Raw genomic sequence first — 22,235 nt, 5'->3', positions numbered from 1 at the left:
AGTTCAATCCAGATTCAAATTAAGGTGTCTTTAAAGATGCTTTAATTAAATCTTCTAAGGAAATTTCTCCGTTTGTTTTTTTCAGCACCTGTGTGATATTTTTCTCTGCGACTGCCTTGGGGAAGCCCAAAGTAATCAATGCTTGTAACGCCTCCTCTCGGACTTTATTGCCAGAATGAAGGAAGCCAAGCGGTGCTGTGGATTCGGAACCGGAGGATTTACCCACCTTGTCTTTGAGCTCTAGAATGATTCTCTGCGCAGTCTTTGCCCCGATTCCTTTGACTGCCTGAATTGTACCAACGTCATTCGAAGCTATTGCCACTTCGATTTCTTCAGAACTCAGGGACGATAAAATCATCAATGCGGTGTTTGGACCGACGCCATTGATTGATAATAGAAGTAGAAAAAGACTTTTCTCGCGCTCTTCCTTAAATCCATAAAGGGTATGTGCATCCTCTTTGATGTGCAGGAAAGTGAGGAGCTTGAGCTGCTCCTCATCTTTGATTCGACTGTAGGTCTGAAGGGAAATTTTTACCTGATATCCTACTCCTCCCACGTCCAAAATGACATAAGTTGGATCTTTGAATACTAGGCGACCACTCAAATAGGCAATCATAGGATGTTTCCGGACGATTGGGCATCCACTACGGCAATGGCCACCATATTGACGATTTCACGAATGGAACTTCCTAGCTGTAGAATGTGTACGGGCTTATTCATTCCCAAGAGAATAGGACCGATAGCTTCTGCATTGCCCAGTTCTGCAAGAAGTTTGTAGGCAATATTCGATGAAGAAAGATCAGGGAAAATCAGCGTGTTTACCGGCTGATTAGCCAATACCGAGAAAGGATAAATCTCCCGCTGAATGTCCTGATTAAGCGCCACATTAGCCTGCATTTCTCCTTCGATAATCAAGTCTGGATATTTTACTTTCGCCAGTGCCGTAGCTTTCGCCATTTTGGTTGCCGTTTCGCCTTGGGCAGATCCAAAGTTGGAATAGGAAAGCAAAGCTATTCTTGGTACCATATTGAAAAACTTCACCGCATTGGCTGTGAGACCTATAATGTCCACCAATTCCTCTGCTGTTGGGTTGACATTGACTGTGGCGTCTGAAAAGAAATAAGGACCCTTTGGCGTATTCATGATGTACATCCCGGCTACCCGGTTTACGCCTGGCTTCACCCCGATTGCATGAAGGGAAGGAAGGATGGTCTTAGGATAATCTCTAGTGAGACCTGAGATGAATGCATCCGCATCTCCTTTTTCCACCATCATCGCTCCAAAATAGTTTCTCTCCCGCACCAGACGGTGCGCATCGTGTAGGGTCATGCCCTTCCGCTTTCTTTTTTCGTAGAGAAAATCCCCAAATTCCTGAAGCTTTTCAGTTTCTGTGATAGGGTCAATTATCGTGGCTGTCGCCAAGTCCAAAGAATTGTCATCTATCAGAGACAGGATTTTTTCCCTATTTCCCAAAAGAATAGGCACGGCGATTTTTTCGTCACGAATCAGTTGAGCTGCCTTCAGAATCTTAAGATTGTCGGCTTCACCGAATACCACCCGCTTGGGATCTTTTTTGGCACGGCCAATGACCACCTGCATCAGGCGCTGATCGATACCGATTCGTTTTTGTAGCTCCAGCTCGTATCCTTCCCAATCTGTGATGATTTTTTTAGCCACTCCTGAATCTATGGCAGCTTTGGCCACAGCAGGAGCGATAGTGGTAATCAATCGAGGATCTACAGGCTTGGGGATTAGGTAAAGCTTTCCAAAGGAAAGACTGTTATCTCCGTAAGCTTTATTTACCGTCTCAGGTACAGGTTCTTTGGCCAGCTTGGCAATCGCCTGGGCTGCTGCCAGCTTCATTTCCTCATTAATGACGGTAGCTCTTACGTCAAGAGCACCTCTGAAAATGTATGGGAAACCCAGTACATTATTCACTTGATTGGGATGATCTGAACGACCTGTAGCCATGATCACATCTTCTCTTGCTGCAATAGCTGTATCATAGTCAATTTCCGGATCGGGGTTGGCTAAGGCAAAAACAATAGGGTTGGGCGCCATGGTTTTGATCATTTCAGGAGAAATGATATTTCCGGCAGAAAGGCCCAAGAAAACATCCGCACCAGGAAGAGCCTCTGCGATAGTGTAGATATTCTTATCAGTAGCAAATTCTCTATGAATGTCCAGTAATCCTTCGCGGTCGGTCCGAATTACCCCGTCCTTATCGCAGACAATGACATTATCTTTTTGGATTCCCAAACTGATGTAAAATCTCAGGCAGGAAATGGCTGCTGCACCTGCCCCACTGACTACCAAGCGGATATCCTCAATTTTTTTACCGACCAGTTCCAAAGCATTGACCAATGCAGCTCCGGAGATAATGGCAGTACCATGTTGATCGTCATGCATCACAGGAATATTCATTTCCTGCTTTAGGGTCTGCTCGATTTCAAAGCACTCAGGTGCCTTGATATCCTCTAAGTTGATACCGCCAAAAGTGGGCTCGAGAGAACGGATGATCTGAATGAGTTTTTTGGGGTCTGTTTCGTTGATTTCTAGATCAAAAACATCAATGCCTGCAAACTTCTTAAAAAGAACCCCTTTTCCCTCCATGACAGGCTTGGATGCCGAAGGGCCGATGTTTCCAAGACCCAGGACTGCTGTGCCGTTTGAAATTACTGCAACCAAGTTTCCCTTGGCCGTGTATTTGTAGATTTTCTCCTCGTCTTCGGCGATTTCCTTACAGGGCTCAGCCACTCCTGGGGAATAGGCCAAAGCCAAATCGAGCTGACTGGATACGGGTTTGGTGGGGATTACTTCAATCTTTCCGGGGGAGCCTTGGCTATGATAATTCAAGGCATCCTGCTTTCGGATTTTGATGGACATAAATGGTGGGTTAGACTGGGTTTAGGCTCCCTGGTTTTCCATCCAGCTTACATCCGTATTTAGGAGGATGGTTTGGATTTCTCTCAATGCATCCCTGTGGATTTCGTTGGGATAATAGACAAATCCCTCCATGTAATACAGCTTACCTTTGGCCTCATCTACCATGAGATAGCCGAGATAAGTACCGCCCATACTGATGTTGTTGGTTTTCCAGGTCCCCCTGATTTCGACGGTAAAATTATCATTTATCACTAGGTTTCTGAATGCCGGAGGAATTTGTTTTTCCGTCACCAAGTAAGAATTGGGATTTTCAGGGTCTCCAAAAATCCTTGTTTTGGTAATGGAGTCTCTGAGTGCCACGATGTTTTCTGGAAAAGTCTGCTCCTCGGAGGTATAATTGGTCTCGTAAAAAAACAGGCTAATGTCCGGTCTTTTTTCTGTTGGCGAAGGCTGTCTCAGCCAGAGAAAACCCGGTTCACTTTTGGCAATTTGGTAAGAGACGGGAGGCTGAATCTGAATTCCCAAGTTGTTTCTGGCTTCATGCTGAGCTGCTGAGTTTTTTCTTGCCAGCAAAGCCTTTTCCAATCTACCTCTTTCCCTTACTTCGAAAAGATTCTGTAGACGGTCCTTATTTTTTCGAAGGTTGGCAATCAGTTCCTCTTCATTGTTGCCAAATAAATACAATACTTCCTGACCGATGGCATATTCATCCTCCATTCTCAAGGAATACAGACCTGGGTCAGCTGCAGCTTTTTCTTTGGATTCCTTGGAAAATTGAGCGTTGATTACTTGGCTTCCCCCGCTTTTGTCATCGAAGGTGGTCACATAGACCAAATTGGTAAACATCTTCAGCATCCGAGTCATCCCTCTAGGATCTACCCGATGCACTTTAAACATGGGTTCAGATCGAAGCATCCCCGGCAGGTCTGATTCAAAAATACCTCTCAACTCCTCTCCGACAGGCCCTGCCCATTTAGCGGAATCTATAGCCAATACAATCTCACCGATGGAGCCTTTGGCTTTAGGTTTTCCCCCGCCAAAGCCTTCCTTACCCTCTCCGCAAGAGAATAGAGTGAAGGCTGAAAAAATTAGAAGGATATAGGTAAATCGTTTCATATCGGAATATTTAGAACCCTGATCAATTAAATATCTCTGAAAATAGGAATTAGTGAATCTGTTTGAAAATCAGTAACAATAATTAACCAATAATCAGCTTTTGCCCGGGTTTGATGTTGTTGGAATTGAGGTTGTTTAGTCTTTTGATTTGCTCCACGCTCAGTGAGTGCTTCTTGGAAATAATCCAAAGCGAATCTCCCGGACGTACGGTGTATGTTTTGGTGCCGGAAGAAGAATTGTCAGCTAAAGTGCTTGAAGAGGAATTGCCAGAATAAATTCTCAGGGTTTGTCCTACACGGATCAGATTGGAATTGAGATTGTTCCAATCTTTAAGTTGGGTCACCGTGACCCCATGATTGGAGGCGATTTTTCCCAAAACATCACCTGACCTTACCCGATAGGTAATTGCCTCTCTATTTACTGAAGTAGCGGCTTCTTCCACTGGCACCATCTGGGAAGCAAGAAGCATTGTAGGCGCATTGCCCAGTGAATCTCCGATCCAAGCCAGATTCTGCTTCAAAAACAGGGATTTGTTTTTTGGGATTCGGATAGCCATGGATCTATTGGACTCAGGTATGTTTCGGTTTTTGATGCTGGGGTTGAGTTCTTCCAGATCTTTCAGGCAGATGTCAGTGAGTTCAGCCAGTTTTTCCATTCGGAATGCTCTTTCGAATCTGATCTTCTCGTATTCGATCGGATAGGTAGGTTCTTCCAGATTGAAATTATGTTCTTCTAAGTGGTTGAGAATGTAAAGCATTGCCTGAAACTGTGGGACATACCCACGGGTCTCTCTCGGGAGGTAATTGTATATTCCCCAGAAGGTGGTTTTTCCTCCAGAACGGCGGATAGCTTTTCGGACATTTCCCGGGCCACAATTGTAAGCTGCCAAAGCAACTTCCCAATTTCCAAACATTCGATAAAGTGACTTCAAATATTTAGCCGCTGCATCAGTGCTCATTTCAGGGTCCATGCGGTCATCCACATCGGAGTTGACATACATGCCATACATCCTTCCTGTAGCCGGCATAAACTGCCAAAGTCCCATTGCACCCACTCTGGATCGAATCTGAGGATCCAGTCCCGATTCGATGATGGAGAGGTATTGGATTTCCACTGGCATCTCGTGCTTCTTCATGGTTGACTCGAAGAGGGGGAAAAACTTATCCTTTCTTGCCAAAACCATTTTGGTGTACTCTCTATTTCTGACGGTGAAGTATTGGATGAAGGAAAAAATCCGATCATTGAGCTCAAAAGGCATTTCCGTTTTCATGGATTTGATCCTTTGCTCTACTTCTTCATAGGTGAAATCCGGAATATATTCGTAGTGATAGTTGGGGAGAATCTCTTCGTTGAGAGCGGAAGCCGCCTCCAGGGGTTCTTCCTGAGAAAAGACTTCGGTCATGGGAATCAAACATACTGCCAGTGAGCTGAGGATGGTTCTATGCCAAGTCATTTTCATAAGGTTTACTTTAGGTTGTTAATTCTGTCAAATAGTTACTAAAAGCGTACAATTCGGCTTCCTTGAAGGAATTGGCAATTACTTGCAGACCAATCGGCATGCCATTTTGGTCTTTTCCGTTAGGAAGGGAAATTGCCGGTACTCCTGATACCGAGGCCTGAACAGTGAATAGGTCTTCCAAGTACATGGCGACCGGGTCTCCACTGTGCTCTCCAAACTTAAACGCTGTAGTTGGCGTAGTCGGCATGATAAGATAATCAAAATCATCCAAAAGATTCTCGGTGAAGTCTTTGATTATTCTTCTTACCCGTTGAGCTTTAGTGAAATAGGCATCATAATAACTTGCCGAGAGTACGAATGTTCCCAGCATGATTCTCCGCTTCACTTCCTCTCCAAATCCTTCACTTCGGGTCAGCTTGTACATGGACTCCAGGTTATGGGCATTGGGAGACCGATAGCCGTATTTTACTCCGTCAAATCTGGAAAGATTGGAGCTTGCTTCCGCTGTGGTCAAAATATAGTAAGTCGGAAGCGTGTATTTCAAAAGGGGGAAATGAACCTCCTCTACTTCATGTCCTTCAGCTTTCAGTTTTTCCAAAATCGCCTCGGTTTGAGATTTGATTTCAGGTTGCAGTGCAGAAGATTCTAGAGTTTCAGTGAAATAGGCAACTTTTACTTTTTTTTCAAAGTGAAGTAATTCACTGTAATGATGAACTGGTTTCCGGGAGGAAGTGCTGTCAAATTCATCATGCCCAGCCATCACTTCCATCACCAAAGCATTGTCTTTTACTGTTTTGGAGAAAACTCCAATCGTATCAAAGGATGAAGCATAGGCAATCAATCCCCAACGTGAAACTCTCGAATAAGTGGGCTTCATACCAATGACCCCTGTAAATGCCGCGGGCTGTCTCACTGAACCTCCGGTATCCGTTCCCAAAGAAACCGTACAGAGATTGGCCTGCACGGCTACAGCCGAACCTCCGGATGAACCTCCAGGTACCCGACTTTCATCCAAGGCATTGAGGACTTTTCCGTGAGCTGAATTCTCATTGGAGCTACCCATACCGAATTCATCACAATTGAGTCGTCCGATAATGATAGCATCTTCATTGATCAGTCGCTGTACAGCGGTGGTGGTGTATTGGGAGACGTAACCCCTTAGGATATTCGAGGAGGCGTTGGACTCATGGCCCGAAAAATTAAGGACATCTTTGATTCCGATGACCATACCTGCGAGTTTTCCGGCTTTGCCTTTGGCGAGTTTTTCGTCAATTTGCTCGGCTTGCTGGAGAGCGGATTGGGCATAAACTTCGACGAAGGCGTTGAGATGCGCCTTCGTCTGAATGTTTTTTAAATAATACGATACAATTGACTTGCAATCAGCCTCTTTCTTTTCGAGCGATTTTTTGATATCGTCGAAGGAATCGAATTTTTCCAATGTGAATTGGCTTTAGAAATTATTTCTTTTTGTCTTTCAGCCCATCTTCAAGATCGTTCTGAATTTCTTTGGTAGCATCTTTGAATTCTCTGATGCCACGACCCAATCCTCGGGCCAATTCAGGGATCCTTTTAGCACCAAAGAGCAGAAGGATAACGAGGATGATGAGAATCAAAGAACCTCCGCCCATGTTTTGAATGAAACCTAATGTAAGCATGATGGTGTGTGTTTAAGGATATATAAGATAACAAAGATACAACTGTCCCCCGCATAGCCAAAGTTCCCGGCTATAGAGGTGCATCTTTTTTATGAAGCTACGATTTTTTAACCTATCTGGACGTAATCCATGTTGCAGGGTCCATGATTTGTAGACCTTTCCAAGTCTGGAAGTGAACTTCTGCCTGACCTTCAGCATTGGTTGCAACCTGTCCGATGATGTCTTTGGCTTTGACTTCCTGTCCTGATTTTACGGTGATGGTTTTCAGACGGCTGTACATGGTAAAATACTCTCCATGCTTGATGATCAGGGTATTCCCATAGCCCGGAATGGTGGTAATTTTTGTGACCACCCCGTCAAATACAGCTCTTACGTTGGAGTTGGGTTGGGTACGAATATCAATTCCGTCACTATCCAGGGTGATTCCTTTCAAGGTTGGGTGAGGGTAAGTTCCATAGCGTTGGGTAATAAAGCCTGTCTCCACGGGCCAAGGGAGTTTTCCCCGGTTACCAGCGAACGAGCTGGAAAGCGCTGCTGCCTCAGGAGTCATAGGCATGGAAGTTCCCGCTTTTTTGGTCGTGGTGCTGTTTTCTTTTCTAGCAGCAGCCTCAGCCAATCGGATTTCTTCCTCAATAGCCGCTTTGATCATTCGGTTGAGTTGTTCCTGCTGTTTCTTGGTTGCTGTAATTTGTTTCTGGATATCTCGTTCTTTTCGGGAAAGGGTATTGACCACCGATTGTTGGTTTTTTCTCAGGTTTTCGAGTTTTTCTCGCTCGTTTTTTTCCTCGGCCAAGACTACCTCTTTTTCGGCTTTTCTTTCATCGAGTAGGACCCGCTGTTCGGCCAGCTGCTCGGTAAGCTTGACTATCTGCTCTGCTTGCTGTTTTCGGCTGTCACTGTATTGTTTGAGGTATTTTAAGCGCATGTAGAGCTGATTGAAATTGGCCGAACTGAACACAAAAGCCACAATGGAAAGTCCTCGATTGAGCTTGGAAGAGTTGTAAATCATTCGGGCATACTCTGCCTTCAATTCTTTGAGCTGCTTTTCCTGCATCTCGATTTTTCGCTCGGTTTCCTGGATTTCCTGATTGATCAGACGAACTTCCCTGTCCAAAGTAGTGACCAACCGGCTTTGGGTCTGGAATTGTTGGGTGATCGCATTCAGTTCGCCAATAGAGGTCCTTTTGGTGGCGGTGGTTTGCTTGAGGATTGCATCAAACTCCCGGAGTCGTGCCTGCACTTCGGCTTTTTCCCGTTCGAGATCTTCTCTTGATTTTTTGGTCTGAGGAAATGCGTCTTTACCCAGGCCAAAAACCAACAGCATGACTAAAAAAAACCGGAAAAAAGACGTCATATCAATCAAAACCTAAATGGAAAACTTAATGGAGCGGATGTAGGCTCTATGCTGGTCCATTCCACATGGATGATCGTATTTTGACTTCCTTCCGGCAGTTGGTACATGAGTTTGAAAAGAGCTTCAGCAGGGAAGGGTTGAGAATTGACATCCATAAACTTGGGGAAGCTAGCCAGGAAAGAACCTCGGTCATCCAAGGAATTGGAGGTGAGTTCGGCCACCTTTGCTGTAGAAGTTTCCACTTTGGTAAAATACCGTACCCCATCTCTTACCTGAGTCAGTTCAAACTTTTTTCCAATTCTGACCAATCGATCCTGATAGTCTACCGGATGGGGAATATTTGCCCAAAGTACATTTTGGAATATTTCCAGCGAGAGTTTGAGTCCATACAATCGCTCAAACTCCTGATAGGTCAGGTTGACATCGTCACGTCCTATCCGATCCCGAATCTGTATTTTCTCTTGAGTGAAAAATCCTCGGATGGCTTCCATGCCCATGCCCGGAGACATGGTAAACCAGAGGACACTGTCTTTCTTTGCCCTTAGGCTAAGAGTCCCTCGTGTGATTTTTCCAGACTCTTCCTCGATGACAATTTTGGCTTTGGCATTTAGGTAGTCATAGTCTGCATTACGGGGAGTGAAGTCAGTCATGCCCTGATCTCCTTCATAAAGGACTACTTTCTTAGCGCAACCGGCAGACAGCACCAAGAAAATCAAAAGGGAGAATGCAAAAAATCTATTCATAATATTTCCTGTCGCTAATTTTTTTTGAAATGAGTTCAGAAGCTTCGTCACTTTCCGAGGCTTTCTTCCACCAGCTTAAAGCCTCAGAAACTTTGCCAAGATGAAACAAAATATCTCCGTAATGCTCCAACAGTACTCCGCTTGGGTCGGATTCGTTTGCAATTGCCTTTTCCATAAACGTCAACGCCTCCTGATAATTTCCCATCTGAAATAAAACCCAGGCATGTGTATCGAGGTAAGTGGAATTGTCCGGAAATCTTTCGACCACTTTCCCGGACATAACGACGGCTTTTTCCAGGTCCTTTTTTTCGAGGGAAAGGAAATAGGCAAGGTTGTTCAATACTTGTTCGTCATTGGGGTTGAGTAGGAGCGCTCGATCGAAGTAGTGGAATGCCGAATCTTTTTTTCCTAAATTAAAAAGACTATTGCCCAAAGATCCGAAAGCCACTTGGTCCAGTTGAGAATTCCTCCCTTGATTGAGTCCGATTGCTTTGTTGAGTGAGTTGACGGCCAAAGAGTCTTTCTTTCTGGCAGACTTCACTACCCCATCATAAAACCAAAACTCCGCTGCTTCAGGGAATTCATCCGTAGCCATGACCGTGAAGGTTTCCAGCTTGGCGAAATCAGCATTTTCCCCAAACGAATTCAGAATGACCTGCTCTAGGAGGCTGGCATTTTTTGGATTGGATTGGAGGGATCTTTTATACAATTCCACAGCCTCTTCCATGTTTCCCTGCCTTTTCTTTCGTTCACCTGCTGCTTCCAATACCATGGCTTCCTGCGGGTGGAGGTCTAGCATCAGGCTCTCCATCTGATCTAGCAGAGAATCTCTTTGGCTGGTCTGCATTTCGGAAAGAATGGAGACAAAAGTCTTGGCTTTGACCTCAGGATCCAAGTCAGGATTGGCAAAAGCAGAAATCAGGTACACCTGAGCCTTTCCTTGCTGCCCTTTTTCCTTGAGTAGCGTGTAGGCAGCCATTCTAAGTTCGGGTTGATTGGGGAATTTCTCCATTTCTTCCTCGACCAAGGTGAGCGCTTGATCCAATCGTCCGTTGTTGTACAAGATTTCTACCTGATTGAGGACGTAGGTAGGATTTCCCGGGTAGGCATCGATGAGTTTTTCTCCCTCTGCCAAAGCCTGGGCAAGGTCATTTTTTCTCAGATAGATCCTTTGCTTTTGCATAGTGAAAGGCTCCCGGACTCCGTAGTATTCCTCTGCTCGATCCAATACCACCAAAGCCTTGTCAAATTCACCTGCTTGTAAGTAAATCGAAGCGAGATCGAGATTGTATTGCTGATTTTTTTCGGAATCGGAGGTGAGTCTATCCAGGATTTCAGCGGCTTTGAGCGGCTGCTTGAGTTGGGTGTAAATCTCCGCCACAAGGAGGGCATAATACTTGTTTTCTGGATCTGTCTCCACCGCCCGATTGGCATAGGGTAGTGCTTTTTCAGCCTGCTCGGACCTGACCAATACTTCTGCAATCTTGTAATGAATGGCTGGTTCGTCGGGAGAAAATTCCAATGCTTTTTGCAAGTAGAAAAAAGAGCGCTCCAAATCTCCCAAAACGAGGGCTTTTTCTCCTTCAATGAAGTAGCGGCTTCCTTTGGTTTGGTTTTCGAGTCGTTTGGCTTCTTTTTTGGAAATTTTCTCTTGAGCAAATCCCACGGAAATGCCAAGAAAAAAGAAAAAACCAAGAAGTATACTGGGGGTAATTCTCACGTGCGGTCTGTAATGCAGCATCTCAGCACAAACATAATGCCTTTTATGAAATAGAATGGAAGTTTTTGGACTAACTGACAGATGCAGTTCAACTTCTTTTAAACGAATTGGTCAGCTTGGAAAGTTCGCTTTTTTCCAAGTAGAGGACCAATCCCAAAAAGAGCAGTATGAGACTGTTTTTAGCAAGGAACCCCAACCAAAAATTTTCAAAAGGAAGGGATAAACCCAAGTAACTCAAGCCAAACGCCGTCAGCAAATAGAGAATCCCTTTTGCAGTTTGGTAAGGAATGGGGAAATATTTTTGACCAAAGTAATAACAGATTATGGTCATCACTGTGTAGCAAGCCAGGGTGCTCATCGCGCCACCCAAGTAGCCGAGCTTGGGAACGGCCACCAAAATCACCACAATACTCACCACCGCACCCAAGGCAGTAATCCAAAAGCTGTACTGGGTGTGGTCAGTCAGCTTAAACCAAATCGAAAGATTGAAATAGACACCCAAAAGCAAATAACCAAATAGCAGCATGGGGACGATAACAAACGCTTCAGCATATCCTTCGCCCTTGATGAAAAGGGGCCCGATCCAGTTCAGATTGACCGAAATGGCAATCATCAAAAGCGTACAAAACAGAATAAACGCATGCATCACCCGGGCGTAGAGCTGGGGGGAGTTTTTGTCTGAGGATTGTCTGAAAAAGAAAGGTTCAGCGGCATATTTGAAAGCTTGAATCACCAGATTCATCAAAATAGCCAGTCTGAATGTGGCACCAAATACGCCCCCTGCTTCCCGGGGATTTAACCCTGAGTAAAACTTGTCTGGAATGGTGTATTCAAATAAAAGTCTGGAAACCAGTTCGTTTGTCACTCCTGCAAGCCCCATAAATAAAAGGGGCAGGGAATACTTCCACATCGGGAAGAGAATTTTTTTGTCCATGGAAAAACGAAAAAATCCTGCTTGCCACCAAACGAAAGGAATGATCAGTCCATTGGCTATCAAGTTGGCTAAGAAAATATACTCTACTCCCCAATCCATCCTATAGCCAAGAAATCCACCCGGTAACAGGCCGTTTTGGATCCAGTTGGGCATCCAAATGATCAAAAGTAGATTGAGTAGGACATTGAGCAGAATATTCAGGAGTTTGCTACCAGCAAAAACCAAAGCCTTGTTCTCTAACCTCAGTTTTGCAAAAGGAATAGCCAAAACTGCATCAAAAGTCAAAATCAAGGCAGTCCATCTGAATAAATAGGACTGTCCGGGATAGTCCATAATCTCCGCAATCCACGGTGCCAATAGAAACAAACCTGAGCCCATCAGCACCGAACTGGTCACGAGCAGGGATTGGGTGTTGGCATAAACCTGCTGCGGATCAAGATTTTTGCCGGTAGAAAACCTAAAAAAAGAGGTCTCCATACCGTAAGTAAAGACAATATTCAAAAAACCAATCAGTGCATAGATCCCAGTGAAAGCACCCAAGTCGGCTTTGCTGAGATAACCTGTGTAGACGATGATCAGCAAAAAATTAATGGATCGGCCGAGAATGCTGCTCAGGCCGTAGACTGCGGTCTGTCCGGCAAGTTGTTTTAAATTGCTCATGGGGAAGCTAGGAGCTTACTCCCCTTTGAAAACGGGCTTTCTTTTTTCCAAAAAAGCAGAGGTGCCTTCTTTGTAGTCGCCTGATTTGACACATCTTGCAAAGCTGTTGGCTTCGGTTTGGTAGCCGTTTTCTTCGGGGAGGAATGCAGCATTGACACAATCCACTATAATGCCAATAGCCAAAGGGGCCTTGCTCATGATTTTTCCGACAATATCTTCTGCTTTGGCCATGGCTTCTGCTTTAGTGGGCAGGACATGGTTGACTAGACCTAGTCGAAGGGCTTCATTGGCATCCACCATGTCTCCAGTCATCATGAGTTCGTTTGCTTTTCCCCTTCCTATCAGGTGTGTCAGTCTCTGAGTGCCTCCGTATCCGGGAATGATTCCCAGATTGACTTCAGGCTGTCCAAATTTTGCGTTGGCAGAGGCTACACGTATGTGGCAGGCCATGGCCAATTCGCAACCACCTCCCAGAGCGAAACCGTTGGTTACGGCCACAACTGGTTTGTGGCAGTTTTCAATCATGGCAAAGATTTCCTGACCATTTTCGGCAAACTTCCGGGCGTTGACTTCGTTTAGGTCGGCGATTTCACGGATATCCGCACCCGCCACAAAAGCTTTTTCACCAGCACCGGTGATGATTACTGCTTTGATGGATTTATTATCAGCTACTTCTTCAAAGATGCTCTTGATTTCCTCGAGGGTAGCGTAGTTGAGTGCGTTGAGTTTGTCTTCTCTATTGATGGTGAGGTAGAGGACTCCGTTTTTTTCTTCGGTCAGGATGTTTACAAAATCTGCCATTGAAATAGGGGATGTTGGAAAACAAATATACAGTCAGGGGATTCAATGCCAAATCGAAGGGAAATATTTATCCAAAAACAACTAGGCGATAACTGGAAAGCTTTTGGAGTTTTATGCATTGGATAAAGGATATTCATGGAATCGGAAGGCCTGCTTCATGCATTTTTCCTTACTTTTGCGGCAGTTAATCCAAAACTAAACAACAACTTCTATGTCCTCCAAAAGAAAAATTACGGTTGCCTATGGTGATGGAATCGGCCCTGAAATCATGAAAGCCACCCTGGCGATCCTAGAAGCGGCCGGTGCGCAGCTGGAATACGATGTCATTGAAATAGGTGAAAAAGTCTACTTGAAAGGGATCAGTTCCGGGATGGAGCCTAGGGCTATCGAGTCACTTAGAGAGACTAAGGTCTTCCTCAAATCTCCTATCACAACCCCTCAGGGTGGGGGATTCAAGTCCCTGAATGTGACTACCCGTAAATCTTTTGGTCTGTATGCAAACGTGAGACCTTGCAAGGCTTATTCTCCATTTGTAAAAACTCACTTCCCGAAAACTGACCTGGTTATCATCCGGGAAAACGAGGAAGACCTCTACGCAGGGATCGAGCACAGACAAACTCAGGAGGTCTATCAGACTTTGAAACTGATCTCCGAGCCTGGATCGGAAAAAATCATCCGGTATGCTTTTGAATATGCCAAGAAATACGGCCGAAAGAAGGTGACTTGCATGACCAAGGACAATATTATGAAATTGGCCGACGGACACTTCCACAAGAAGTTTGACGAGGTGGCCAAGGAATATCCGGAAATCCAGACCGATCATAAAATCATCGATATCGGAACAGCTCTTATCGCGGAAAGACCGGAGATTTTTGACGTGATTGTGACCCTTAACCTATATGGAGACATAATTTCCGACGTGGCGGCTCAGGTGACAGGTTCCGTAGGACTTGGAGGCTCGGCCAACGTGGGAGAAGAAGTGGCGATGTTTGAAGCCATCCACGGTTCCGCACCGGACATTGCTGGTAAAGACATGGCAAACCCATCCGGCCTACTCAATGGTGCCATCATGATGCTTGTTCACATCGGACAGCCGGATATTGCTGAGAAAGTAGCCAATGCTTGGATGAAGACTTTGGAAGACGGTATCCACACTGGAGATATCTATCAGGAAGGATTGTCTTCCAAGAAAGTGGGAACTCAGGAATTTGCTCAGGCGATCATCGATAGACTAGGACAAGAGCCGGCAAAAATGTCTCCTGTGACCTTCTCTAAGGAGGATACCGAGCCGATGAATATTAAGTTGACCCCAAAAACCAAAGCCAAAAAAGAACTCACCGGTGTCGATGTCTTTATCGATTGGGATGAGGAAGGAAGAGACCCGAATGTAATCGGAGATAGACTCCGACAAGCCAATGCCAACGGGCTACAACTCCATTTGATTACCAACCGTGGGGTGAAGGTTTTCCCCGAAGGACTAAAGGAAACCTTCTGTACCGACCACTGGAGATGCCGATTCAAAACTGCTGATGGATCTCCAATCTCGCATTGGGATGTACTGGATTTGCTCCGGCAGATCAAGGATATGGGCTTTGATTTTATCAAGACTGAGCACCTGTACACCTTTGACGGAGTGAGAGGTTATTCCCTGGCGCAAGGGGAGTAAATTATAAATTTGAGATTTGAAATTTGATGTTGGGCTGCTTTTCTAAATAAGGCAGCCCTTTCTTTTGCAAGGATTTTCTAATTTCAAATCTCAAATTTCAAATCATCCATGTCCCGACGCGTTCTCATCATCACGTATTACTGGCCGCCAAGCGGTGGCTCGGGAGTGCAGCGTTGGTTGAAGTTTGCCAAGTATCTTCCCGAGGCCGGATGGGAGCCTGTGATTTTCACCCCGGAAAACCCCGATTTTGACTTGCAGGATCATAGTCTAGAAAAGGAAATTCCCTATCACCTTGAGGTAATCAAGTTTCCCATTTGGGAGCCTTATCAGCTTTTTTCCAAAGTGAAAAGAAAGTCCAAAACCCATCCCGGAAGACTTCTGGAGCAGAAGGAGAGAGGGGTTTTGGAAAAAATCGCCATTTGGGCAAGGGCCAATTTGTTGGTGCCCGACCCTAGGGTGTTTTGGGTGAAGCCTTCGGTGAAGTTTTTGACTGATTTAGCTCAGAGTGGGCAGTTTCAGGCCATCATTACCACCGGTCCCCCTCACAGCATGCATCTGATCGGGAGAGACCTCAAGCGAAAGACAGGCCTGCCTTGGATTGCTGATTTTCGGGATCCTTGGTCGCATTGGGAGTTTTTGGACACGCTGCCGATGACATCGAGAGTAAGGAAAAAGCATCAACTCTTGGAGGAAACTGTTTTGAAGGAAGCGGATGCGGTATTGACCATTTCTACCACTTTTCAAATGGATTTGGAAAAATTGGCCAAAAGGAAAGTTCACCTGCTGACTAATGGATTTGACCCTTCGGACATTCCGGATGGCTTTTCTCCAAAAGAAAAACAAGCTGGAAATCTTCATTTGGTTTATTCAGGGGTGATAGACTCGATCCGGAATCCGACTCCCCTGCTCAAAGCATTCAAGGAAGAGTTTGCTGAAACCGGAGAAGCCGTCAGCCTGACTTTTGTGGGGAAGGTGTCAGAGCAAGTTCGGGAGTTTGTAGCCCAGGATGCTTGGTTGGTAGATCGGGTCAGTTTTCCAGGTTATGTCACCCATGCGGAAGTTTTTGGTTTTTATGCGCAAGCAGATGCTCTAGTCCTGATCCTCACGGATACTAAAAATGCCCAGGGAAATATCCCCGGGAAGCTATTTGAATACTTGGCAACCCGTGTTCCCATATTGGCTTTGGGAGACCCAAATGGGGATTCGGCTCAGATTATTCAGGAAGGAAAAGCCGGGAAAGTTGTTCGGCATGATGATTTTGTGGGTATTCAGGTGGCTTTGAGGGAGCTGATGGATTCTGGAAAAGCAAATAAAGATGGCGCCGATCTGGATCGTTTTTCCCGAAGATCCCTCACCTTTGATTTAGCTCAAATTTTGGATGAAAATACCGTTTCTTGATCTAGGCCGAATGGATGAAACCTTAAAGTCACGGTTAAAATCGCGATTTTCAGAGGTGATGGAGGCTGGGATTTTTTCAGGAGGGAAGGAAGTTCAGATCTTGGAAGAATCAGTTTCGAGCTTTTTAAATTCCAGGCATTCCATTCCCTGCGCCAATGGGACCGATGCTTTGGAATTGGCTCTTCGGGCTTTGGGAATCGGCCCAGGAGATGAGGTCATTGTACCTGCGATGACTTGGGTGTCTACCGCCGAATCGGTGATTCTGGTAGGGGCAAAACCAGTTTTTGTGGATACGGATGAGCAAGGTTTGATTTCAGTAGACTGGCCAAATGCTATCACTCCAAAAACCAAAGCTATCCTTCCGGTTCACCTATATGGAAAAATGGTGGACATGAAGCCATTGATGGAAAAAGCCAAATCCCGTCAACTTTTTGTGATTGAAGATGCGGCTCAAGCTTTTGGGGCTTTTCAAAACGAAAAATCAGCCGGAACCTGGGGAGATGTAGGCTGCCTGAGTTTTTATCCGACCAAAAATCTTAGCGCTCTGGGTGAAGCTGGTATGTGCCTGACTCAAGATGGGTATTTGGCAACAAAAATCAGACTCCTGCTCAATCACGGGCAGCCTATCCGAGATCGGCACGAGTTGGTAGGAAAAAACAGCCGAATCGATACGCTGCAGGCCGCTTTTCTGAATGTCATGTTGGAAGATTTTGAAAAAAATCAGGAAAAGAGAAAAGCGATAGCTAAGCGATATCTGGAAGCGTTTAGTGGAATTCCCGAACTGACTTTACCGGATGGGATTTTAGCGGAGGATCATAATGCTCACCTTTTTGTGATCCAAACCGAAAGAAGGGATAAGCTGAAGTTCTATCTGGCGGAGAAAGGAATTGGGACAGCTATTCACTATCCGATGATTTTGCCGGATATGAAGCCTTATCAGATAAAAGGAGATTTTCGAAATGCAAGAAATCTAGCTAGCCAAGGGCTTTCCTTGCCATTGAATCCCTATTTAAAAAAGGAGGAAGTGAGCTTTATTATCGATACGGTCCATAGTTTTTTTGGTGCTTAGGATATTTTGCCAAATCCTTTCTGATATTTTTTCTATTTTCCCTCATGTCCTTCACCCAAGAGCCAATCTTTATTGCAGGTACACTCTGCATAGCTGTTTTTTTTGCCCAATGGCTAACCCGATTTTCTTGGGGAAAAACCGTCGGAACCCCGATTTGGGTCATCTTGATCTGTGCCTTACTCTCCAACTTGGGTGTGATTCCGAGTGCCATGGAAGGAAGTCCGGTGTATGATGGGGTTTTCATCTATTTGGCACCCCTTGGGATTTTTATCGCCTTGTTGGAAGTGGATTTGAAAAGTTTGAAAAATGCCGGATTACCACTTTTGGGCATGTTTTTATTAGGTTCGGCAGCGACTGTGGTCGGAGTTCTTGCTTCCTGGTTTTTGGTCAATCCAGAGGTGAAAATCGGGGAACTTGCTCCGGCAGTAGCGGGTATGTTTACAGGAACCTATATCGGCGGATCGATCAATTTCAATGCGGTAGCGCTACATTACAAGGTTAATGAAGCAGGGAATCTGTTTGCAGCCACCACCGTGGTGGATAATCTGATCGGAACGCCCTGGATTATTGCCACCTTGATTTTGCCCAAGTATTTGCAAAAGCTTTTCCCAAGAAAGAAACTCGCTTCTGCCCAAAGCGGAGAGAAAATCCAGTCCATCGAATACGTTTCCATTTCTTCTTTGGCTTCGATTTTGGCTTTGGGATTGCTGGGCATGGCGATCAGCAAAGTATTGGTGGGATGGTTTCCCCAAGTTCCGGAAATCATCTTCCTCACCACCTTGGCCTTGATTCTGGCTCAATTTCCATCTGTGCAACAGCTTTATGGAAAGCAAACCCTGGGCTTCTTCTTTATTCTGATTTTCCTTGCAGTGATTGGTACCCTCTGTGATTTTGGAGCTTTAGCAGAAACGGGAGAATTGGCGGGAACGCTGATGCTATTTGTTGGGCTTTTGGTATTGATCCATGGGGTGGTTTTGTTTGGGATAGGAGCCTTGCTGAAGATAGATTGGGATGTGCTGGCAGTAGCTTCTCAGGCCAATGTGGGAGGAAATACTACAGCTTTGGCTGCTGCAGAGAGTCTGAATCGGCCCGATTTATTGATTCCCGGGGTGCTGGTGGGGAGTTTGGGAAATGCGCTCGGAACGTATGTTGGTTTTGCGGTGGCGGGGATGCTTTGAAGTATCCAGTATCTAGTATCAAGACATAAGGCACAAGAATTATCAATTTCCAATGAGCAATTTTCAATTTTCATGGAATTGATGATGTTGAAAATTCCTGATAGCCAATAACTCAATTACCAATAACCAAAAACCCAAAATACCATGGAATCCAGCTTGCTTACAGAATTGTTTTTGCCCTTATCCTTGGCAGTGATCATGTTTGGCATGGGGTTAAGCCTTACTCCGGCTGATTTTAAGCGGATTTTGATTTACCCTAAGGCAGTTTCTCTGGGATTATTCAATCAGATTATTTTGTTGCCGGCAGTTGCTTTTTTGCTTGCGCGGGCATTTGATCTGTCCCCGGAGTTGGCAGTAGGATTGATGATTTTGGCGGCCTGTCCCGGCGGTGCTACGTCTAATCTGATTACTCATTTGGCCAAAGGGGATTCTGCACTCTCGATCACCTTGACTGCCTTTTCTTCCTTGATTACCGTTGTGACCATTCCATTTATCGTCAATTTTTCAATTGGCTACTTTATCCCGGGGGGAGAAGAGTTAAAGCTGGAGATTTTGGGGACGGTGGTGGCGGTTTTAGCGATCACCATTATTCCTGTGGCGATTGGAATGTTGGTGTTGAAAAAAGCTCCTGAACTGGCAAGGCGTTGGGATGCTCCCTTTCGGAAGATTTCTGCCGTGTTTTTTGTGATTATCATCATCGCAGCTATTTTGAAGGAAAAGGACAATCTGGTTCAGTTTTTTATCGAAGCCGGACCAGCTTCTTTAGCTTTGAACATAGCTACTTTAGCTTTGGGATATGGAATTGCGAAGATGGCGGGGTTGAATTTCCGACAATGTCTCACCATCGCTGTAGAGTCAGGAATTCAGAATGGTACTTTGGGAATCACCATCGCAGCCACCTTGATTGTCAATTCGATCATGACCATCCCTTCTGCGATTTACAGCCTGATTATGTTTGGTACGGCGGCTCTGGTGATTTTTTGGGGAAATAGGAAGAGGAAAATTCAGGCTTCGTAGATCGCTTTTAGTCGCTGGGTTTCCATGGAGGCTTCCTGGATGATTTTTGGTAAAAGAAAAAGCGAAACCCAAGCTATAAGCAAAGCAGCTATAGTAATCCAAGCCATAATTCCTTGAAAGCTCAATTCCATGGGGATCTCGGGGCCCATCAAAAACCGCATTCCCTGAATAGAAATATGGATGATCAAATTAAACCCACCAAAGAAACTCAGCCCATGCTTGAAAGTCGCGTAGTTTTTGAAATTCTTCCCTACACGATGAAAGTAAATCAAGAAAAGGACCACTGAGATCATCAGCCCAATCACCGCCCAACCCGGTGCGGTGAGACGCTCTCCAAAGAACATATAGTTTTGGCTGATCCAGTGAAAAGTCCATCCCAAGAGGAAAAGATAGAAGACCCGATAGGAAGTCACTAAGCTTCTCAAATTCGCCCAATATCGGCTCCAAAACTTCTTTCGGATGCTTTCCCGATAGGAATCTGCCAAGTCGGCAAAGCCAAAAATCCCGAATTCGGCGTGGGTTTTTTGGAAAGCATCCTCCAAAGTCAACTTGGGATTTTCGTCCATCAGCACTTCGATCCGACAGGCCACATGATCGAGTATTTCGTATTGCACGTCGATTTCCTCATAGCCTTTGAAGGAAATGAGTTTTTTGAGTTTATTGATTTGATCAGGGGTAAGCTTCATTTCCACTGGATTTTGTGGAATTGGCGGAATAAGTTGGCATAGCCTGAACAAAGGATAAAGGAAAAGCAGGCAGTCATAAAAAAAAGTAGCTGTTGATGGGAAGCCCCTGTCCATGCCAGCCACTCCAGTCGGAGAAAGAACTGGGAAAGGGAGGCGATCAGGAATAAGACATTTGCCGAAGTCAATACCCGGGAATTGCTGAGGTATTTGTTTTTCCAGAGTCCTAAAATGAATCCTCCATAACAGGCAATCAAGAAGGCAGTTTTGAGTGCTTTCTCGGCAGTTTCAGGGGTGTAAGTTGAAAATACATTGATAAAGGAGCCGATAATTAAAGTCATCCCGACGGTTTTGACCATAATTCTCAGGTTGCCCAAATTGCCCAAAAACTCTTTCAAGGAACTGAAGTGCGCCTGAATCAAAAGATTTCGCTGAAACTTACCGGGATTGATCTCCGCCAAGGATTTTTGAAATAAGTTTTCAAATTCTTCTTCATCCTTGATTTCCGTTTCGATTTTGCATGCGATATGGTCAGTCAGCTCGGCCCGGATATCGGTGTAGTAGACTTGGCTCGAGCTGATTTTTCTCCGGATTCTATCCAATTGACTAGATGAAAGTGTTCTCATATCAAAGCAGTTTTGGATTTGATTTTCCAGGCTTCATAGACTGTAATAGCATGAATATAAATGAAAAAGCAAAAGCCAATGGATAGATAATTCACCAATTCATCAGAGACTAATTGATCCAATTTGAGTACTCTAGGAACATTGAGGCAGATATTGTAAAAATGAAAAGGCAAAGTCAGGTACGTGATAAAATACGAACTGTAAAGCGAGTTAATTTTGAGACCAGAATCCTTGAATGTGGATTTAATGGGCTTTAGCTTTTGATGAGTCCTAAACAAAACCATAGCCAGAAACCCTGTTAGGTAAATCAGAGGTACTGAGAAAAGGATAGCCAATTGTAATTTACTGGTGAGAAGATTGATCAATAGAGTGATTCCGCCGATTAGTAATAGGGTGATGAAAAACTTTGGCCAAGAAAAATAACTGTTGATCAGATTCCACTGGATTTTCCTTACCGTTTTATTCAAATTTTTCTTGAGGTTGTCTTGAAGCTTTGCACAATACCCCCTGGACCATTTTAAGTTCAGCGAATTCAATTGAACTTCAAATTGCTCTTCGGGGAAGCTTTCCAAATGGCTTAAAAAGTGATCATATACTTCCATCAAAAGTTCGGCAGAGTTTATCCCCTTTTCGGATATGGCCAATTGGACAAGTTTGAGTTCTTGTTCGGAAAGCTTTCTCATCAGTCAAATGTTAAAATTTCCTCAGGTGTAAGAATGATCATCGATGTTGTTACAAACAGCTCAATAATTTTTGGCAGATTTTTTCTGAAATAGGATCTCAATTCTCTGATTTTCATATTTCCCAACTTGACCAGAATCAGTTTTCTGGGCTTTCTGCCTTGGAGAAAAGAATGGTAGAAATCGAAGTCTTTTGAGACCAAAATTGCATCATGATCTAGGGTAAACTTTATGATTTCGGAATCCTTGGATGCATTTCCTTCGGGTAGAGATTGGGAAGTGAAGACCTCATGTCCTCCAAGTTCTTCTGCTAATGAGGGGGGGATATTTGCATCCAAAAGAAACCTCATGCCGCAGAAATCTTAAACTCCTGATGATTGATAGCCTTTGAAGCATAAGCTAAACATGCCAAAATATCCTCTTTGGTCAATTCTTTGAATTCTTCCAAAATATCCTCAACGCTATCTCCTCCTGCCAAGTATTCCAAAATGGAACTTACCAATATTCTGGTTCCTCTTATGGCAGGCTTTCCGTGGACTACCTCTGGGTTTAGGGTTATCCTTTCCAGTAAATTTTTCATGTTTTTAAAT

Annotated in this window: 21 protein-coding genes; 5 read left to right on the top strand and 16 right to left on the bottom strand. The window is 44.7% G+C overall.

The window, feature by feature from the left end; translation table 11 throughout:
- Positions 1–19: 19 nt before the first annotated feature.
- From ruvA to AAA942_RS07885, 11 genes are all read right to left on the bottom strand, one after another.
- Positions 20–616, bottom strand: a complete 597-nt coding sequence (ruvA, locus tag AAA942_RS07935; protein WP_338219701.1) for a Holliday junction branch migration protein RuvA — start codon at positions 614–616, stop codon at positions 20–22.
- Positions 613–2,886: an NADP-dependent malic enzyme gene (locus AAA942_RS07930; protein WP_338219700.1), complete on the bottom strand. Its 2,274-nt coding sequence runs from the start codon at positions 2,884–2,886 to the stop codon at positions 613–615. Before AAA942_RS07930 ends, ruvA begins: the two co-directional genes overlap by 4 nt.
- Before the next feature lie 21 nt (positions 2,887–2,907).
- Positions 2,908–4,002 carry a DUF4837 family protein gene (locus AAA942_RS07925; RefSeq protein ID WP_338219699.1) on the bottom strand — a complete coding sequence of 365 codons (1,095 nt, stop codon included), beginning with the start codon at positions 4,000–4,002 and terminating at the stop codon, positions 2,908–2,910.
- 82 nt (positions 4,003–4,084) lie between these two features.
- On the bottom strand, positions 4,085–5,461 hold the full coding sequence (locus tag AAA942_RS07920) for a LysM peptidoglycan-binding domain-containing protein (RefSeq protein WP_445083324.1): 1,377 nt from the start codon (positions 5,459–5,461) through the stop codon (positions 4,085–4,087).
- A 10-nt stretch (positions 5,462–5,471) separates the two neighbouring features.
- Entirely contained in the window at positions 5,472–6,899 is a 1,428-nt protein-coding gene (gene gatA / locus AAA942_RS07915; protein WP_338219697.1) for an Asp-tRNA(Asn)/Glu-tRNA(Gln) amidotransferase subunit GatA, read from the bottom strand.
- A 19-nt stretch (positions 6,900–6,918) separates the two neighbouring features.
- Entirely contained in the window at positions 6,919–7,116 is a 198-nt protein-coding gene (gene tatA / locus AAA942_RS07910) for a twin-arginine translocase TatA/TatE family subunit (RefSeq protein WP_338219696.1), read from the bottom strand.
- Between the two features lie 112 nt (positions 7,117–7,228).
- Positions 7,229–8,470, bottom strand: coding sequence for a murein hydrolase activator EnvC family protein (locus AAA942_RS07905; RefSeq protein WP_338219695.1), 1,242 nt, complete (start codon positions 8,468–8,470; stop codon positions 7,229–7,231).
- Between the two features lie 5 nt (positions 8,471–8,475).
- The gene (locus AAA942_RS07900; RefSeq protein WP_338219694.1) at positions 8,476–9,213 is read right to left on the bottom strand and encodes a DUF4292 domain-containing protein; all 738 of its coding nucleotides are present in this window, start codon (positions 9,211–9,213) and stop codon (positions 8,476–8,478) included.
- Positions 9,206–10,954: a tetratricopeptide repeat protein gene (locus tag AAA942_RS07895; protein ID WP_338219693.1), complete on the bottom strand. Its 1,749-nt coding sequence runs from the start codon at positions 10,952–10,954 to the stop codon at positions 9,206–9,208. Before AAA942_RS07895 ends, AAA942_RS07900 begins: the two co-directional genes overlap by 8 nt.
- A gap of 67 nt (positions 10,955–11,021) precedes the next feature.
- Positions 11,022–12,527 (bottom strand): lipopolysaccharide biosynthesis protein, encoded by a 1,506-nt coding sequence (locus tag AAA942_RS07890; protein WP_338219692.1) that lies wholly within the window; start codon positions 12,525–12,527, stop codon positions 11,022–11,024.
- A gap of 15 nt (positions 12,528–12,542) precedes the next feature.
- The gene (locus tag AAA942_RS07885) at positions 12,543–13,328 is read right to left on the bottom strand and encodes an enoyl-CoA hydratase/isomerase family protein (RefSeq protein WP_338219691.1); all 786 of its coding nucleotides are present in this window, start codon (positions 13,326–13,328) and stop codon (positions 12,543–12,545) included.
- 211 nt (positions 13,329–13,539) lie between these two features.
- Here AAA942_RS07885 and AAA942_RS07880 point away from each other — a divergent pair, with 211 nt between their 5' ends.
- The 5 genes from AAA942_RS07880 (at position 13,540) to AAA942_RS07860 (ending at position 19,656) form a co-directional block, all read left to right on the top strand.
- On the top strand, positions 13,540–14,994 hold the full coding sequence (locus tag AAA942_RS07880; protein ID WP_338219690.1) for an NADP-dependent isocitrate dehydrogenase: 1,455 nt from the start codon (positions 13,540–13,542) through the stop codon (positions 14,992–14,994).
- A gap of 108 nt (positions 14,995–15,102) precedes the next feature.
- Positions 15,103–16,392, top strand: coding sequence for a glycosyltransferase family 4 protein (locus AAA942_RS07875; RefSeq protein ID WP_338219689.1), 1,290 nt, complete (start codon positions 15,103–15,105; stop codon positions 16,390–16,392).
- A complete protein-coding gene (locus AAA942_RS07870) occupies positions 16,373–17,461 on the top strand; it encodes a DegT/DnrJ/EryC1/StrS family aminotransferase (protein ID WP_338219688.1) in 1,089 nt (362 codons plus the stop codon). Before AAA942_RS07875 ends, AAA942_RS07870 begins: the two co-directional genes overlap by 20 nt.
- Before the next feature lie 44 nt (positions 17,462–17,505).
- Positions 17,506–18,639: a DUF819 family protein gene (locus AAA942_RS07865; protein ID WP_338219687.1), complete on the top strand. Its 1,134-nt coding sequence runs from the start codon at positions 17,506–17,508 to the stop codon at positions 18,637–18,639.
- Positions 18,640–18,783: 144 nt separating this feature from the next.
- The gene (locus AAA942_RS07860; protein ID WP_338219686.1) at positions 18,784–19,656 is read left to right on the top strand and encodes a bile acid:sodium symporter family protein; all 873 of its coding nucleotides are present in this window, start codon (positions 18,784–18,786) and stop codon (positions 19,654–19,656) included.
- On the opposite strand, the gene AAA942_RS07855 is transcribed toward AAA942_RS07860, so the two are convergent.
- From AAA942_RS07855 to AAA942_RS07835, 5 genes are read right to left on the bottom strand one after another with little or no spacing between them, the layout of a single operon-like run.
- A complete protein-coding gene (locus AAA942_RS07855; protein WP_338219685.1) occupies positions 19,644–20,342 on the bottom strand; it encodes a hypothetical protein in 699 nt (232 codons plus the stop codon). The two genes, AAA942_RS07860 and AAA942_RS07855, sit on opposite strands and share 13 nt — an antisense overlap.
- Positions 20,339–20,965 carry a hypothetical protein gene (locus AAA942_RS07850; RefSeq protein WP_338219684.1) on the bottom strand — a complete coding sequence of 209 codons (627 nt, stop codon included), beginning with the start codon at positions 20,963–20,965 and terminating at the stop codon, positions 20,339–20,341. The genes AAA942_RS07855 and AAA942_RS07850 overlap by 4 nt, the downstream gene beginning before the upstream one ends.
- The gene (locus AAA942_RS07845) at positions 20,962–21,648 is read right to left on the bottom strand and encodes a hypothetical protein (protein WP_338219683.1); all 687 of its coding nucleotides are present in this window, start codon (positions 21,646–21,648) and stop codon (positions 20,962–20,964) included. The genes AAA942_RS07850 and AAA942_RS07845 overlap by 4 nt, the downstream gene beginning before the upstream one ends.
- Positions 21,648–21,995, bottom strand: a complete 348-nt coding sequence (locus AAA942_RS07840; RefSeq protein ID WP_338219682.1) for a DUF5615 family PIN-like protein — start codon at positions 21,993–21,995, stop codon at positions 21,648–21,650. The genes AAA942_RS07845 and AAA942_RS07840 overlap by 1 nt, the downstream gene beginning before the upstream one ends.
- Positions 21,992–22,225: a DUF433 domain-containing protein gene (locus tag AAA942_RS07835; RefSeq protein ID WP_338219681.1), complete on the bottom strand. Its 234-nt coding sequence runs from the start codon at positions 22,223–22,225 to the stop codon at positions 21,992–21,994. Before AAA942_RS07835 ends, AAA942_RS07840 begins: the two co-directional genes overlap by 4 nt.
- Positions 22,226–22,235: the final 10 nt, after the last annotated feature.

Source organism: Algoriphagus sp. oki45 (assembly GCF_036245605.1).
GTDB lineage: Bacteria > Bacteroidota > Bacteroidia > Cytophagales > Cyclobacteriaceae > Algoriphagus.
This window is presented reverse-complemented; position numbering and strand designations above follow the sequence as displayed.